The organism is Streptomyces sp. R28 (assembly GCF_041052385.1).
Lineage (GTDB): Bacteria > Actinomycetota > Actinomycetes > Streptomycetales > Streptomycetaceae > Streptomyces.
Map to the genome: position 1 here is coordinate 1,079,039 of NZ_CP163439.1, position 16,124 is coordinate 1,095,162.

6 protein-coding genes and 1 pseudogene are annotated in these 16,124 nt (G+C 73.0%); 2 read left to right on the forward strand and 5 right to left on the reverse strand.

Annotation, left to right across the window (positions count from 1 at the left end):
- Positions 1 to 34 precede the first annotated feature (34 nt).
- Positions 35 to 1,093: an NAD-dependent epimerase/dehydratase family protein gene (locus tag AB5J49_RS04585; RefSeq protein ID WP_369167179.1), complete on the forward strand. Its 1,059-nt coding sequence runs from the start codon at positions 35 to 37 to the stop codon at positions 1,091 to 1,093.
- Positions 1,094 to 1,455: 362 nt separating this feature from the next.
- Positions 1,456 to 2,901 (forward strand): C40 family peptidase, encoded by a 1,446-nt coding sequence (locus AB5J49_RS04590; RefSeq protein WP_369167180.1) that lies wholly within the window; start codon positions 1,456 to 1,458, stop codon positions 2,899 to 2,901.
- A gap of 134 nt (positions 2,902 to 3,035) precedes the next feature.
- Here AB5J49_RS04590 and AB5J49_RS04595 read toward each other — a convergent pair whose 3' ends face one another.
- The 5 genes and pseudogenes from AB5J49_RS04595 to AB5J49_RS04615 all read right to left on the reverse strand — a co-directional run.
- The gene (locus AB5J49_RS04595; RefSeq protein WP_369167181.1) at positions 3,036 to 4,262 is read right to left on the reverse strand and encodes a cytochrome P450; all 1,227 of its coding nucleotides are present in this window, start codon (positions 4,260 to 4,262) and stop codon (positions 3,036 to 3,038) included.
- Between the two features lie 28 nt (positions 4,263 to 4,290).
- Positions 4,291 to 4,503: an MbtH family protein gene (locus tag AB5J49_RS04600; RefSeq protein ID WP_369167182.1), complete on the reverse strand. Its 213-nt coding sequence runs from the start codon at positions 4,501 to 4,503 to the stop codon at positions 4,291 to 4,293.
- On the reverse strand, positions 4,500 to 8,423 hold the full coding sequence (locus AB5J49_RS04605; RefSeq protein ID WP_369167183.1) for an amino acid adenylation domain-containing protein: 3,924 nt from the start codon (positions 8,421 to 8,423) through the stop codon (positions 4,500 to 4,502). Before AB5J49_RS04605 ends, AB5J49_RS04600 begins: the two co-directional genes overlap by 4 nt.
- Before the next feature lie 20 nt (positions 8,424 to 8,443).
- Positions 8,444 to 9,580: a condensation domain-containing protein gene (locus tag AB5J49_RS04610; RefSeq protein ID WP_369167184.1), complete on the reverse strand. Its 1,137-nt coding sequence runs from the start codon at positions 9,578 to 9,580 to the stop codon at positions 8,444 to 8,446.
- A 440-nt stretch (positions 9,581 to 10,020) separates the two neighbouring features.
- Positions 10,021 to 16,122 (reverse strand): annotated as a pseudogene (locus tag AB5J49_RS04615) (amino acid adenylation domain-containing protein); the annotation flags it as partial.
- Between the last annotated feature and the right edge of the window lie 2 nt (positions 16,123 to 16,124).

Genomic DNA, 16,124 nt, shown 5'->3' on the forward strand with positions numbered 1-16,124 from the left:
GTGACCCCGACCGCACGACAGGAGGGGTGAGGGCGTGGGCACGGACGGCTCGACAGGCGTGTTGGTGACCGGCGGCAGCGGGTTCGTCGGAAGCCATCTGGTCAAGCGGCTTCTGGAACGCGGGTATCGGGTCCATGCCACCGTGCGCAGCACGGCCGGCGCGGCGAAGGTACGGCCGCTGCGGGAGATGCAGGAGGCGCGCCCCGACCAACTGTCCTTGTTTGAGGCGGACTTGCTGAAGAAGGGGTCCTTCGACGAGGCGATGACCGGATGCCGGGTGGTGTTCCATGTGGCGTCGCCGTTCCGGATGCCGGAGAAGATCAAGGACGGCCGCCGGGACATGGTCGACCCGGCCCTGCTGGGCACGCGCAACGTACTGGCGGCCGTCGAGCGTACGCCCACGGTCGACAGGCTCGTCCTCACCTCCACCGTGGGCGCGATCTTCGGGGACTACGCGGACGTGCTCGCCATGGACGACGCGGTGCTGTCGGAGCGGTACTTCAACACCACCAGCACGGTCGAGAACAACCCCTACCACTACGCCAAGACGCTCGCGGAACGCGCGGCCTGGGACGCGGAGGCCGCCCAGGGCCGCTGGCGGATGGTGTCGGTCAACCCCGGCCTGATCCTGGGCCCTTCCCTCACTCCGGCCTCGGAGTCCGGCAGCCTGTTCCTGCTGGAGGAACTGTTCAAGGGTTACTTCTGCTACGGCGCACCGGACTTCAGCTTCACCACGGCGGACGTGCGCGAGGTCGCCGACGCGCACATCGCGGCGGCGGAGAACCCGGACGCCAAGGGCCGTTACATCGTCGCCGACCGGACCATGACGTCCTTCCACGAGATGTCCCGCATCATCCGGACCCGGTACCCCCGCGACCTCCGCCTCCCGCGCACCGCACTCCCGCACTGGCCGGTACGCGTCCTCGGCCCGGCCTTCGGGCTGACGCAGGACTACATGCGCAAACACCTCGGCATCCGCTTCCGGGTGGACAACAGCCGCAGCGTGAACGAACTGGGCGTCACCTACCGCCCGATCGAGGAGACGGTCCTGGATCACTACGAGGCGTGGCGGAGTCAGCGCAGCGCGAAGTGAAACCGGTGGCCGCGCCTCCGAAGCGTCGAAGGTCACAAAAACGTATCGGACATTTCACATGTCAACCTTCACACGAGGCTCACAAGTTGGCTAGGTTACGCCTCAGGCCGCACGACGACCTCCGGCGAACCCCGTCGGGACGTGCGACCTCCGCCGAGTCCGGGGCAACCCGCAGGGGTGGTCACCGGAGCCGGGGACCCAACCGAAAATCGGGGTGAATCGGCCCAACCGCCCTTCGGGGCAAGGGCCGTAGGGCACACCTTCCGGAACCGTCCGCCCGAACCCTCCCCCAGTGCCCGAACGGCCTGGGGGGACACCCACCGCTGACTCGGTAGGCGGATCACGGAAGGAGTACGTCGCCCATGGCGCCGGAACGCAGCGCGCGTCCGGGGGCTTTGAGCCTCCCCGGCATACGCAATTCCGCACTCGCGTCGGCGGCCCTCACCTCGGTGGCACTGCTCGCCCAGACGGCCAACGCCGCCCCCTCGCTCGGAGACGAGACACCGAGCCGTGAGGAGGTCAGCCGACGCGTCAGCTCCCTCTACGACCGGGCCGAGTCCGACACGGGAACCTTCAACGCCACCCGCGCCGCGGCGACAGGGCCGCGCGGGCGTGCCGACCGGCCGACGGGTGCAGGCGGCACAACCGCCGCCGCGGCCCGAGGTGACGAGGGCAGGCGCAGCGACCCCGCTGTCGACAACGTCGCCCGGCAGTGGTTCGACGTGGCCCGCTCGAAGCTGGGTCCGACCGTCCCGGCGGCACTGCCGGCCGACAGAATGCCGGAGCGACCCGCCGAGACGCGGCGCGCCCGCCCGGCGGAGCGTGCGGGGGACGGTCTCACCGACCGCGGGCGCGAGCCGTCCGGCCGGGCCGCGCTGGAGCTACCCGCCGCGCCCGTCGCCGAGTTGACGTCCCCTCAGGTCACGGGGACGGCTGCCGTGGTGGAGCTGACCGCAGGCCCGATTGCCGCCCTGCCGGCCGCCCCGGAGGCACCGCAGGAGGCCGCGCAGACCGACTGGAGCACCCGGTCGGCCCTCGCCTTGCCCGCGCCGCCCGCCCCGACCGCCGAACCAACGGCCGAGCCGGCGGCCGAACCGAAGGCCGATCCGCAGCAGCGGTCCTCGCTGCGAACCGCCAAGGAGCAGAACCAGCGCAAGCTCGCCCGCGCCCGGGAGCTGCTGTCCGCGTACACCGCACCGCAGAGCACTCCACTCCCGGCGATCGAGACCTTGCCCGCCGCCGACACGTGGAACACTGCGCCGGTCGAGCTCCAACCCTCGGCCGACACACAGTGGCAGGTCCTGCGAGCACAGTCCGCAGCCGACCTCACCACCGTGCCGCCCGGCACGACGGCCCGGCCCTCCACGACCAGCCCGACCGTCGACGCCCTCGCGACCGGCGCCACAGGCCAGGCCCTCGACCTGGGTACCGCCCTCACCTCGACGGCACCGCAGGACACGCGAGCCGTGCGCGCCCTGGACTTCGCCCGCGCCCAGCTGGGCAAACCCTGCGTCTGGGGCACGACGGGCCCGGGGGCCTACGACGGGCCCGGCCTCACCCAGGCCGCCTGGAGGGCCGCCGGCATCACACTCCCCCGCACCGCACAGGAGCAGGCGACCGCCGGCCAGGGAATCGCCCTTGCCTACCTCGAACCCGGCGACCTGGTCCTCTTCCACATCGGCCATGTCGGCATCTACTCCGGAAACGGCATGATGATCCACGCCCCGGGGCCGGGGGCGGCCATCCGTGAGGAGTCGATCCACTACGCCGGGGAGTCGGCGATCCACAGCGCGATACGGCCTGCCTGAGCCATCGACAGACCACCGCCACCCCGCCTTCCGTCAGGCGGGGTGGTCTTCTTCTGCCTCCCGGACGCTCAGCCGGAACACCGCCCTTGCGCTACATCCGCAACCCGCCCGGCACCCCGGCCCGTATGGGAGGTTCAGGCGGCCTTCAGGGCGAGTGGCAGTGCGCTCAGGCCGCTGAGGAAGTTGGAGTAGACGGGCTTCGCGGGGCCCGTCTGCTCCATCTCCGCCACCAGGTCGCGCAGTCCCGTCAGTACGGCCCCGATCTCCGCCCGGGCCAGGTAGGCGCCGAGGCAGAAGTGGGGGCCGTAGGCGAAGGTGACGTGCTTGTTGGGGGTGCGGTCCAGGCGCAGTTCGCCGGGGGCCTCGAAGATGCGCTCGTCGTGGTTGGCGGAGGCGTTCCAGACGGTGACGACCTCCCCCGCCCTGATCGGCCGGCCGCCGACCTCGGCGTCGGTGGTCGCGGTGCGTCCCGAGTGCAGGGCGGGGGTCGTCCAGCGCAGGATCTCCTCGACGGCGGTGTCGATGCCGGCGTCGCCCCGCTTGAGGGCGTGCCACTGGTCGGGGTGTTCCAGCAGGGCGAGGGCGGCGCCCACCATGGACAGGCGGGCCGTCTCGTCGCCGCCGAGGATCAGGCTGTAGCAGTTGAGCATGATCTCGTCGTCGTCCAGCGGCAGCCCGTTCACCTCGCTGCCCGCGAGCAGCGCGATGACGTCCGCGTGGCCGCTGCCGCGCCGGTCGCGGGCGAGGTTGGCGAAGTAGAGCAGGATCTCGTTCTTGGCGATCCAGGCATCGGCGGCCGTACTGTCCGCCTCGTGGGAGCCCAGCGCGGAGGACGTCAGGCTCAGCACGTAGGCCCGGTCGCGGTCGGGTACGCCGAGCAGGTCGCAGATGGCGCCGAGGGGTATGCCGGCCGCCACGTCGGCGGCGAAGTCGCAGGTCCCCTTCTCCAGCGCGTCCCGCAGCAGCCGGGTCACGGTGCGCCGCACGCTGTGAACGATCGGCTCCAGGGCCCGCGGCGAGAACGCGGACATCAGGATGCGGCGCAGCCCGGCGTGCTTCGCCCCGTCGGTGATGGCGAGCATCCGGCCGGCCGCGGAGTCGCCGCCGGCGAGCAGCGTCTCCAGGACGTTGCCGCCCTCGGAGGTGAAGCGTGTGCTGTCGCGGTACACGGAGGTGACGTCGGCGTGCCGGGTCACCACCCAGAAGCCGGGGGCCGTGTCGGTGGCCGGGTTCCAGTGGACCGGCCGGTGCTCCCTCAAGTGGCGCCACACGGCGGACAGGTCGCTCTCGGCGTGCAGCCGCGGATCGGCCAGGTTCAGCGTGTCGAGCTCTTGCGGCGCGATCGTCCGCCATGTGGTCATCCCGGTCTCCTCCCGTTTCCGCTGTTCCCTATGCGCCCATGGCCCGGATGAGGCTCTTCGGACGCATGTCGGTCCAGTGCTCCTCAACGTAGTCCAGGCACGACCGGCGGGCGGCGGCACCGTGGACGACGGTCCAGCCGGCCGGCACCTCGGCGAACGCGGGCCACAGCGAGTGCTGGCCCTCGTCGTTCACCAGGACCAGGTGCTCGAGGGTGTCGTCGTCGAAGGGGTTGGTGGTCATGGGGAGTTCCTCCTGTGGGTGGGGTGGGGTGCGGCTGCGTTCAGCCGCCGGGCGAGCACGGGTCCGATCCGGTCCAGTGGTCCGGGTCGGGTCATCTCGCCGTGGGCGCAGGGGATGTCGTGGTTGTCGACGCGGCCTCGCACGTACGGCTGCCAGGACGTATGGCGATCCGGGTGCGCGTCGGGATCCTGGGCGGCGCTGAAGAACAGCAGGTCGCCGTCGTACGGCAGCGGGGTGAACTCCTCCAGCAGGCGTCGGTTGTTCGCCGTCACCTCGACCAGGGCCGCGAGTTCGGCGTCGTCGAGGCTGCCAGGGAGGTCGGGTACGCGACGCACGAGCTCGCCGAACCGACTGTTCGTCAGTTCCTCGTTCTCCGGCGGCAGTTCCCGCCCCAGGATGGCGAGCAGGCTGCGCAGTACCGCCGACCGGTCGGTGGGGCGCGGGCCCTGACTCGTCCATGCGCCCGGGAAGGAGTCCAGCATCACCAGCAACGCCACCTGCTCCCCGGCCGCCTGCAGCGTCGTGGCGACGGCGTGGGCGACGAGGCCGCCCATGGAGTAGCCGAGGAGGTGGTACGGGCCCTCGGGCTGGATCTCGCGGATGCGCGCCGTGTGTTCGGCGACCGTCCCGGCGAGGCTGTCCTGCCGCTTCTCCCCCGGCTCCAGTCCGCGGGACTGCAGTCCGTACAGCGGGCGGTCGGCGTCCAGATGCCGGGTCAGCCCGGCGAAGCCCCAGGCCAGACCGGAGGCCGGTGGGAGGCAGAAGAGCGGCTCGCGGTCGCCGCGGGTGCGCAGCGGCAGGACGGTGGCGAGGGCTGCCGTACCGGTGGCCGTGCCCGTGTCCGGGTCCGTGCCACGGGTCGTCCGGCGGGCGAGCGCGGCCACGGTCGGTGTCTCGAAGACCGCGAGCACGGGGAGTTCGGCGCCGAGTTCGGTCCGGATCCGGGTGGTCAGCCTGGGTACCAGGAGGGAGTGTCCTCCGAGGGCGAAGAAGCTGTCGTGGACGCCGATGCGGGCAGGGTCGAGCCCGAGGACGTCGGCGACGAGCGCGCGCAGCTTCTCCTCCCGCTCGGTGCGCGGAGCACTGCGGGTCGGGGGCGGGGTGCCGGGTGCGGGCAGGGCCGTGCGGTCCAGTTTGCCGCTGGCGGTGAGTGGCAGCGCGTCGAGGACGACGATCGCCGCGGGGACCATGTGGGCGGGCAGGGTGCGGGTCAGGTGTGCGCGCAGCACGTCGGCTTCGGCGGCCCCTTTCGCGGCCGGTACGGCATAGGCGATCAGCTGCTGCTCGCCCCGTACGTCCTCGCGTACGGCGGCCGCCGCCTTGGCCACGGACGGGTGGGTGGCCAACGCGGCCTCGATCTCGCCGAGTTCGACGCGGAAGCCGCGGATCTTCACCTGGTGGTCGGCCCGGCCCAGGAAGCGCAGCTGTCCGTCGCGGTCGCGCACCGCGAGATCGCCGGTCCGGTACATGCGCTCCCCCGGCCCGCCGTACGGGTCGGCGACGAAGCGCTGCCCGGTCAGCCCGGGCCGGCCGAGATAGCCGCGGGCCGGTCCGCCGCCCGCGATGTACACCTCGCCCGTCACCCCTTCGGGCACAGGCTGCAGGGCCTGGTCGAGGAGGCGGAGTCGGTTGCGGGCGAGGGGGCCGCCCAGGGGCGGTGAACCCTCCTTGGGGTGGGGGCCGACGTCGGACTGCCAGGCGGTCGCGTAGATGGTGGCTTCGGTGGGCCCGTAGAAGTTCACGATCGCGGCCTCGGGGAAGGCGGCTTGAAGGTCGGCGAGGAGCTGTTCGGGAATGGGCTCGCCGCCCAGCGCGACGACTTGAGGGAAGATCTCGGGTCGGTCGGCGACGACGGTGGCCATCACCGAGGGCACCCCGCTGACCAGGGTCGCGTCCCGGCCTCCCGACGTCGTGAGTGCCAGCAGGTTCTCGACGATCTCGACACGGCCTCCGCACAGCAGCGGGGAGAAGATCTCGAACACCGACACGTCGAAGTTGAGCGAGGTGGACAGGAGCACCTTGGCCAGCCGCTCGGGGCCGAGCGCGGTGTGCGTCCACTCGACGAACTCGACGATGCTGCCGTGGGTCTCCGCGACGCCCTTGGGCCGGCCGGTGGAGCCGGAGGTGTAGATGACGCACGCGATGCTGTCGGAGTACAACGCCGGTGCGGGAACAGTCTCCTGATGGTCCATCACATCGCCCGTGAAGACCGGCGTTTCCTCGGGCAGCACCCTGGCCGTCTCGTCCGTGGCGAGCACGACGACCGGCCGGGCGTCCTCGACGATGTAGGCGAGGCGGTCGGGCGGATAGGCCGGGTCGAGCGGCAGATAGGCGGCGCCGGACTTCAGCACGCCGAGGACGGCGACGACCAGCTCCGCCGTACGGGGCAGCGCGATGCCGACGACACGCTCGGGCCCGGCGCCCAGGGCCACGAGCCGCCGGGCCAACTGCTCGGCGCTGTCGTCGAGTTCGCGGTACGTCAGCCTGACGCCGCGGTCCAGCACGGCTTCCGCGTCCGGGGTGGCCGCGACCTGGGCCGCCCACAGGTCGGTGAGGGTGCGGGTCGCCGGGGCCGGTTCCGGGCGCGGGTCCTCCTGGTGCGGGGCGAGTGCGACGCGGCCCAGCGGCAGGTCCGGGTCGGCCGCCATGGCCTGAAGGAGCCGTACCAGACGGTCGAGGGTGGCCTCGGCCCAGTCGGCGTCGAAGAGGTCCGGTCGGTAGGCGAGGCGGAAACGCGGCCGGGGGCCCGGCACCGCCACCAGGGTCACCGGATAGTGGGTCGCGTCGCGCCCACCCGTGCCCACGACCCGCATGCGGTCGCCGTCGTCCGCCTCGCGCCGGTCCATCGGGTAGTTCTCGAACACGACCAGCGTGTCGAAGAGTTCGGGCACGCCGGCTGCCCGCTGAAGGTCGGCGAGGCCCAGGTGCTGGTGGTCGAGCAGGCGGACGTATGCCTCCTGGACCCGCAGCAGGAGGCCGCTCAGCGGCTCGTCGGGGCGCAGTCGGACGCGGGTGGGGATGGTGTTGATGAACAGGCCGACCATCGACTCGACGCCCGGCAGTTCGGCGGGGCGGCCGGAGACGGTGGCGCCGAAGACGATGTCGTCCTGGCCTGTCGTACGGCTGAGCAGGATCGCCCAGGCGCTCTGTACCAGCGTGTTCACGGTGACGCCGAGGCGGGCGGCCAGCGCGGAGAGGGCCGCGCCGGTCTCCGGTGCGAGCTCCGTGCGGGCCTGCGCCAGGTCGCCGGAACCGCGGCCGTCCGGGGCGTGCGGGGCGAGCCGGGTCGGTTCCGTCACTCCGGCCAGCGCCTCCCGCCAGGCGGCCTCGGCGGCCGTACGGTCCCGGCGGCCCAGCCAGTCCAGGAAGGTGCGGTAGGGCGGAGCGGGCGGCAGGGCGGCGGGGTCACCGCCGGCCTCGTACAGGGCGAGGAGTTCGCTCAGCAGGACGGAGACCGACCAGCCGTCGAGCAGGATGTGGTGGTGGGTGATGAGCAGCCGGTACCGTCGCTCGCCGGTGCGGGCCAGGGTGCAGCGGAGCAGCGGGGGCGTGGCCGGGTCGAAGCCGCGGGCCAGGTCCTCGTCCAGCAGGTGGGCCCACTCCTGCTCGGTGTCGATGCCGGGTCCGGTCAGTTCGGCCTCGGTCCACGGCAGCGTGGCCCCGCGCGGCACGACCTGCACGGGCTGCCCGCCGCGACGGCGCCGGAACGCCGCCCTCAGCGTCGGGTGCCGGTCCAGCAGGGCCTGGGCGGCGGCGCGCAGCCGGTCGGGGTCCACGGCGCCGTCGAGTTCGAAGACCAGCTGGACCAGATAGACGTCCCGGGCGTCCCGCTCGTGCTCGTACAGGGCGTGGAAGAGCAGGCCTTCCTGGAGCGGGGTCAGGGGCAGGACGTCGATCTGTGCGGCGGGCTGCGTGGTCATGTGCTCTCTTTCGGGTCGGGTCAGCCGTCGAGGCCCGCGGCGAGTTCGTCGAGTTCGTCCGGGGAGAGGAAGTCCGGGGACAGGGCGTCCTCGGCGGGCGCGGTCCCGGTCGGGGTCCCGGTAAGGACCGCGGCCCCCGATGCCCGCTCGGTGAGGGCGCTCAGCGCCACGAACCAGGCGTCGGCCAGGCCCCGTACCTCCGACTCGGTCACCACCCCGTCCGCCCACGACCAGTCGGCCACCAGCCGGGGCCCGTCGTCGGAGTCCTGGACGACGGCGTTGAGGTCGAGCACGTGCGCGGCGCCGAGCCCGGGGTCGACACCGCTGCCCAGGGCGGAGGACTCGGGCGCGAAGGTCCACTCGCCCGTGCTGTCGGGTGCGGTGAACCGGCCCAGATAGTTGAAGCCGATCTCGGGGTCGGGGTGCTCGGCCAGGCCGGGCGCCGTCTCGGGGTTGAGGTGGCGCAGCAGGCCGAAGCCGACGCCACGGTCGGGCAGTTCGCGCAGACGCTCGCCCACCCGCCGGGCAGCGATCTCGGCGGCGGGTCCGGCGGTCAGCGCGTCGGCGAGGTCGAGTCCGGTCAGGTCGAGGTGGACCGGGTAGAGGGAGGTGAACCAGCCGACCGTGCGGGACAGGTCCAGGCCGGGTGCCAGTTCCTCGCGGCCGTGTCCCTCGACGTCGACGAGGACGTGCTCGGTGCCCTGCCGGTCGGCGACGGCCAGGGCGAGGCCGGTGAGCAGGACGTCCTGTGTGCCGGTGCCGAAGGCGGACGGGACGGTGGTCAGGAGCGGGCCGGTGGCCTCGGGCGGCAGGGTGCGGCGCAGCGAGCGCGTGGTCGCGGCGGTGTCCCGGGCGGGGTCCAGCGGGCGGGCGCCCAGCGCGGTGCGCGGGACGGCGAGCATACGGCGCCACAGCGCGGCCTCGGCGACCCGGGCGGGCCTGCGCGCCTCCTCGCCGAGGAGCCCGGCCCAGCGGCGGAACGAAGTGCCGACCGGCGGGAGCTTCGCAGCGCGCCCCTCGGCGAGCGCCGACCAGGCGGCCTCCAGGTCGGGCACGAGGATCCGCCAGGACACCCCGTCCACGGCCAGATGGTGGACGACGAGGAGCAGCCGTCCGGCGCGCTCCGGCCCGGCGTCGAACCACACCGCCCGGACCATCGCCCCGGCGGCGGGTCGAGCAGTCCGACGGCCCGCTCGAACTCCTCGCTCACCACCGCGTGAAGGTCGTTCCTCACGTCGTCACCTGTCTCCCGCCGGTCGAGCAGGTCGGCGGCGCGCACCCGGCCGGCCGGACTGACGTCGAGTTCGCCGGACGGCGTGAGACGGGCCCGGAGCATGTCGTGGTGGTCGATCAGGGCCTGCAACACCCCGGTCAGGCGCGGCAGTTGGCAGCCCGCCGGGACGGTCAGGAGGACGGACTGGCTGAGCCGGTCGATCGGCCCGCCGCGCTCCAGCAGCCACCGCATCACGGGTGTGAGCGGCAGGGCGCCGACTCCGTCGTCGTCGGTGCGGCCCGCACCCACGGGGCCGCGGGCCACCGCGGCGAGGCCGCTGACGGTCTGGTGCTCGAAGACGTGCCGGGGAGTGATCACCACGCCGGCCTCGGCCGCCCGGCTCACCAGCCGGATCGAGGAGATACTGTCCCCGCCTAGGGCGAAGAAGCCCTGGTCGAGCGGGACGTCCGACAGCTTGAGCAGATCGCGGAAGAGGTCGGCGAGGATCCGCTCGGCAGGCGTCGCCGGCTCCCGCTCCGTGGGCGTCACGGTTGCCGTGGGGGCGGGCAGGGCCTTGCGGTCGAGTTTGCCGTTGGGGGTCAGCGGCAGGACGTCGAGGACGACGACGGCCGACGGCACCATGTAGTCGGGCAGCGACCGCTCGGTGTGCCCGCGCAGCTCCGCCGGGTCGGGTGCGGAGCCGGGGGCGGCGGGGACGACGTACGCCACCAGCCGCTCGTCGCGCACGACGACGACCGCCTGCGCCACCTCGGGGTGGGACACGAGCGCCGCCTCGATCTCACCGGGCTCGATACGGAAGCCGCGGATCTTGACCTGGTCGTCGGCCCGGCCCGCGTACTCCAGCTCACCGTCCGCCGACCAGCGCGCCAAGTCGCCCGTCCGGTACATCCGTTCACCGGGACCGCCGAACGGATCCGCCACGAACCGCTCGGCCGTCAGACCGGGCCGCCCCAGATAGCAGCGCGCCACACCGGCGCCCGCGAGGAACAACTCGCCCACCACACCGGGCGGGACCGGCCGCAGCCAGGCGTCCAGCACATGGGCCCGCGTCCCGGTGACCGGGCGTCCGATGGGTGGCGCCTGGTCGCCGGAGAGCGGCACGCTGATCGTCGCGCACACCGTCGACTCGGTCGGACCGTAGGCGTTGGCCATGCGCCGGCCCGGCGCCCAGCGGGCGACCAGCTCCCCCGGGCACGCTTCGGCACCGACGACCAGGGTGCGCAGCTCGGGGAGGTCCGCGGTAGGGAGCGTCGCGAGCGCGGCGGGCGGGATGAGGGCGTGGGTGATGGACTCGTCCGTCAGCGTCCGCCGTAGCGGTTCGCCGACGAGGGGGCCGGTCCCGGGCGGGACCACCAGCGTCCCGCCCGCGGCGAACGCCATGAGCAGTTCCATCACCGACGCGTCGAACCCGGGCGCGGAGAACTGGAGCACCCTGGAGCGCTTGTCGGGGCCGCAGCGCTCGATCTGGGTGTGTGCCAGTGCCGCCAGCCCTCGGTTCGCGACGACGACGCCCTTCGGCACGCCGGTCGAGCCCGACGTGTAGATGACGTAGGCGGCTTGCCGCGGGTCGTGGGCTGTCGGCAGGTCGCCGGGTACGCCGTCCAGCGCCAGGTCCCGCAGGACGTGGGCCGGCCGGGCGTCGCCGAGCATGAAGTCGATCCGCTCACGCGGCAGCCCCGGGTCCACCGGCAGGAAGGCCGCCCCGGTCAGCGCCACCGCGAGAATCGCGACGATCCGGTCCACGGAGCGCGGCATCAGCACGGCCACGACGTCGCCGGGGCCGACCCCGCGTCCGGCCAGGACACGCGCCAACCGCTCGGCTCGGGCGTCGAGTTCGGCGTACGACAGCTCGTTGAGCGCCGGGGCGTGCGGAGTCCGCCGTGCCTGGTCCCGGAACAGCTCGGCGAGGGATGTCGCTCGCACCTCGTCCGGCGTGGTGTTCCACTCGGCGATCCGCAGGATTTCGGTGTCGTCGAGAAGGTCGATGTCACCGATGCGCCGTTCGGGGTCCCCGGCGACGGCGGCCAGCAGGCGCACGAGCCGGCGGACGAGTTGCTGAGCCGTGTCGGGGTCGAACAGGTCGGTGCTGTACTCGGCGACGCCCTCGATGCCCGCGGCCGAGCCGTCGGAACGGCGGTGCTCGGTGAGGTACAGGGACAGATCGAAGCGGGCGGCGCCGGTCTCGACGGGCTCACGGGTGACGCGCAGGCCGGACAGGGAGAGGGCGGGCTCGGTGGTGTGGCCGGTGAAGGCCAGCATGACCTGGAAGAGGGGGTGGCGGGCGAGAGACCGCTCGGGGCTGACGGCGTCCACGAGGAGGTCGAACGGCACGTCCTGGTGGGCGTAGGCGGCCAGGTCGAAGTCCCTGGTGCGGTGCAGGAGTTCGCGGAAGGTGGGGTTGCCCGAGGTGTCGGTGCGCAGGGTGAGGCTGTTGACGAAGAAGCCGACGAGGTCGTCGAGCCTGCCGTCGGTCCGCCCCGCGACGGGTGTGCCGATGGGGATGTCGGTGCCGGAACCGAGCCGGGTCAGCAGCGCGGCCAGCCCCGCCTGGAGCACCATGAACAGAGTGACGCGCGAGGAGGCGGCGAGGTCGGCCAGCCCGGCGTGCAGTTCGCCGTCGAGGGCGAGGGCGACACGGTCCCCTCGGCCACTGGGTTCGGCGGGCCTGGGGCGGTCGGTGGGGAGAGTCAGCTCCTCGGGAGCGCCGCTCAACGCCTCCTTCCAGAAGTCTGTCTGACGTGACATCAGGCTGTCCGTCGCGTCCTCCGGTCCGAGCAGCTCCCGCTGCCAGCACGCGAAGTCCGCGTAGGTGACGGGCAGTTGCAGCCATTGCGGGGCGCGCCCCGCCGACCGTGCCTCGTACGCCGTCTCCAGGTCGCGCATCAGCGGCGCCATGGACCAGCCGTCCACCGCGATGTGATGGGCGAGAAGCAGCAGGACGTGGGTGTCGGGCGCGAGTTGGTACAAGGTGGCGCGCAGGGGGACGTCGTTGGCCAGGTCGAAGCGGTGTCCGGCCGCCTGCGAGAGCAGGGCGGGCAGTTCGGCCTCCGCGGCCGGGGCGACCGGCAGGGAAGGCTGCGCCTCGTCCGGGGGCAGGATCCGCTGGTGCGGGGTGCCCTGGACGTCCGGGTAGAGCGTGCGCAGCGGCTCGTGGCGGGCCACCACGTCGGCGAGGGCGCTCCGCAGCGCCTCGCGATCGAGCGGGCCGGTGACGCGGAGCGCCCACGGCACGGTGTAGGTGGTGTGGCCGCCGTCGAGGCGGCTCATGAACCACAGACGCTGCTGGGCGTACGACAGCGGGAGCGGCTCCGCACGTCGGTCCCGGCGGGCGAGCTCGGGGCGCCGCTCGTCCTCGACGTCGCTCGCGCGGGCCGCGAGTCCGGCGGGCGTCGGTGTCTCGAAGATCGCCCGTACGGGCAGTGCCGTGCCGAGGGCGGCCCTGATCCGGTCGGCGAGGCGCATGGCGAGCAGGGAGTCGCCGCCCAGCGTGAAGAAGCCGTCGTCGGGGCCGACTTGGTGGGCGCCGAGGCCGAGGACATCGGCGAACAGGCCGCAGAGGATCTCCTCCTGCGGGGTGCGCGGGCCCCGCCCGGCGCCCGTCACTGCGGCGAGGGCGGGGGCGGGCAGGGCGGCACGGTCCAGCTTGCCGTTGGCGGTCAGCGGCAGCCGGTCCAGGACGACGACGGCCGAGGGCACCATGTGGTCCGGCAGTGACCGGGCCGCGTGCCTGCGCAGTGCCGCCGGGTCGGGCGCGGTCTCGGACACGGCGTACGCGACCAGGCGTCCGTCCCGGACGAGCACGGCCGCCTGCGCCACCTCGGGGTGGTCGGCCAGCGCCGCCTCGACCTCGCCGAGCTCGATGCGGAAGCCGCGGATCTTGACCTGGTCGTCGGCCCGGCCCGCGTACTCCAGCTCACCGTCCGCCGACCAGCGCGCCAAGTCGCCCGTCCGGTACATGCGTTGGCCCGATTCCCCGAACGGGTCCGCCACGAACCGCCCGGCCGTCAGGCCCGGCCGGCCCAGATAGCCGCGCGCGAGACCCGCACCGGCCACGTAGAGCTCACCGGTCACGCCCGCGGGAACGAGTCGCAGGCCGACGTCCAGTACGTACGCGCGCAGGTCGGGGACGGTCCGGCCGATGCCGCTCAACCGGCCCTGGCTCAACGGGAGTCCGGTGACGTGGACGGTGGTCTCCGTGATCCCGTACATGTTGACCAGGACGGGCGCGTCCTGCGGGTGGCGTGTGTACCAGTCGGCCACCTGCGCGGGGTCGAGTGCCTCGCCGCCGAAGACCACATGGCGCAGGCTCAAGTCCTGTGACACATCGGGCAGTTCAGAGTCAGCGCGTTGTAGTTCCCCGAAGGCCGATGGCGTCTGGTTCAGCACCGTGACCCGTTCGCGGGCGAGCAGCCGCAGGAACGCCTCCGGTTCGCGGCTCACCTCGAACGGCACGATCACGAGCGTGCCGCCGTGCAGCAGCGCTCCCCACAGTTCCCAGACGGAGAAGTCGAAGGCATAGGAGTGGAACAGGGTCCAGACGTCGTCGGGGCCGAAGTCGAACCAGTGCCGGGTCGACTCGAAGAGCCGGATCACGTTCCGGTGCGGTACTGCGACACCCTTGGGCCGGCCCGTGGAGCCGGAGGTGTAGATGACGTAGGCGAGGTGATCGCCCGTCATCCGCGGTGAAACCGCGGGCGCTTCGGGGAGTGGCCCGTCGAGCGTGAGCACCGGGACCTCTGAGGCAGGCAGGTCCGCGGCCTTCTCTCCGGTCGTCAGGAGCAGGACCGGGTTGGAGTCCGCCAGCATGAAGGCGAGCCGGTCCGCGGGATACTCGGGGTCCATCGGCAGGTAGGCGGCGCCGGTCCTGAGTACCGCCAGTACGGCCACCACCAGCTCGGCGGAGCGGGGCAGCGCGAGGGCGACCAGGCGTTCCGGGCCCGCGCCGTGTGCCGCGAGCACCCGGGCCAGCCGCTCCGCGCGGGCGTCGAGTTCGGCATAGGTGAGGCGGGTGCCGTCGTGCACCACGGCGCTCGCGTCGGGGGTGCGGGCGGCCTGGCGCGCGAACAGCTCGGTCAGGGTGGCCTCCCCCGCGTCCAGGGCCGGAGCCTCCCCGAGCAGGCGCTCCCGCTCCCCCGGCAGCAGGATCTCCACCTCCCCGAGGCGCCGCGACGGGTCCGCGGCCAGGGCTTCGAGGACGAGGGCGAACCGGTCGAGGAGGGTGCGGGCGCCGGTCTCGTCGTACAGGTCCGGGCGGTACGACAGCCGGAGTGCCAGGCGGTGGGCGGGCAGGACGGCGAGGGTCAGCGGGTAGTGCGTGGCGTCTCGGCCGGGGAGCTCGGTGACCCGGGAGGCACCGGGGCCCGCGGAGCCGGGGTGGTTCTCGAAGGCGAGCAGGGTGTCGAAGAGTTCGCCGCCGGTGCCGGTGACCCGCCGGATGTCGGCGAGGCCCAGGTGCTGGTGGGCGAGCAGGCCCGTCTGCCGGTGCTGCAGGCCGGTGAGGAGGTCGGCGACGGCTGCGTTCTCGTCCCAGCTCACCCGGGTGGCGACGGTGTTGATGCAGAAGCCGACCATCGAGGCGATGTTCCGCAGTTCGGGCGGGCGGACGGACACGGTCTGGCCGAAGACGACATCGGTGCGGCCGGTGAGGCGACCCAGCAGTACGCCCCAGGCGCCCTGGACGAGGGTGTTGAGGGTGATGTCGAGGGAGCGGGCCGTGGTCTCGGCGGCCCGGGTCAGCTCTTCGGGGAGTTCGACGACGAGTTCGGCCGGGAGGACGGTCGTGGAACTCGCGGCGTTCCGGGTGTTCGAGGCGTTCGAGGCGGGAGCGAGGAGGGTGGGCTCGGCCACACCGTCCAGCGCGTCACGCCAGGCCGCCTCCGTCGCGTCCCGGTCCTGCCGGGCCAGCCAGGCAAGGTAGTCCCGGTAGGCGGGCGCCGGCGGCAGGGACGTCGGGTGCTCGCCCGCGTACAGGGCGCTGAACTCACGCACCAGCAACTGCTTCGACCACCCGTCGAGCAGGATGTGATGGTTGGTGATGACGAGGCAGTACCGGTCCGGGGCCCGGCGCACCAGCAGGTACCTGATCAGCGGCGGCTTCGCGAGGTCGAAACGGCGGGTGCGCTCCTCGTCGAGCAGCCGCTCCCACTCCTTGTCCCGCTCCTCCTCGCCGAGCGCCGACAAGTCCGCCTCGGCCCAGGGCAGTTCGACGTCCGTGGGCACGATCTGCACGGGCGCTCCGGTCTGCCGGCGCCGGAAGCAGGCACGCAGGTTGGGGTGCCGGTCGAGCAGGGCCTGTCCGGCGGCGCGTACGGCGGCCGGGTCGACCGGGCCCGTCAGCTCCAGGAGCTGCTGGGCGGCGTAGACGTCGGGGGCCTGCTCGTCGTCGTACAGGGCATGGAAGAGCAGGCCTTCCTGCAGCGGCGACAAGGGCAGGATGTCGGCAATTCCGGAACCGGACCGAGTCACCG

Bases quoted from the DNA above. Each gene is read 5' to 3' on its own strand.
- AB5J49_RS04600 (WP_369167182.1), bottom strand. From the start codon at position 4,503: ATGACCACCAACCCCTTCGACGACGACACCCTCGAGCACCTGGTCCTG.
- AB5J49_RS04595 (WP_369167181.1), bottom strand. From the start codon at position 4,262: ATGACCACATGGCGGACGATCGCGCCGCAAGAGCTCGACACGCTGAAC.
- AB5J49_RS04590 (WP_369167180.1), top strand. From the start codon at position 1,456: ATGGCGCCGGAACGCAGCGCGCGTCCGGGGGCTTTGAGCCTCCCCGGC.
- AB5J49_RS04610 (WP_369167184.1), bottom strand. From the start codon at position 9,580: ATGGTCCGGGCGGTGTGGTTCGACGCCGGGCCGGAGCGCGCCGGACGG.
- AB5J49_RS04605 (WP_369167183.1), bottom strand. From the start codon at position 8,423: ATGACCACGCAGCCCGCCGCACAGATCGACGTCCTGCCCCTGACCCCG.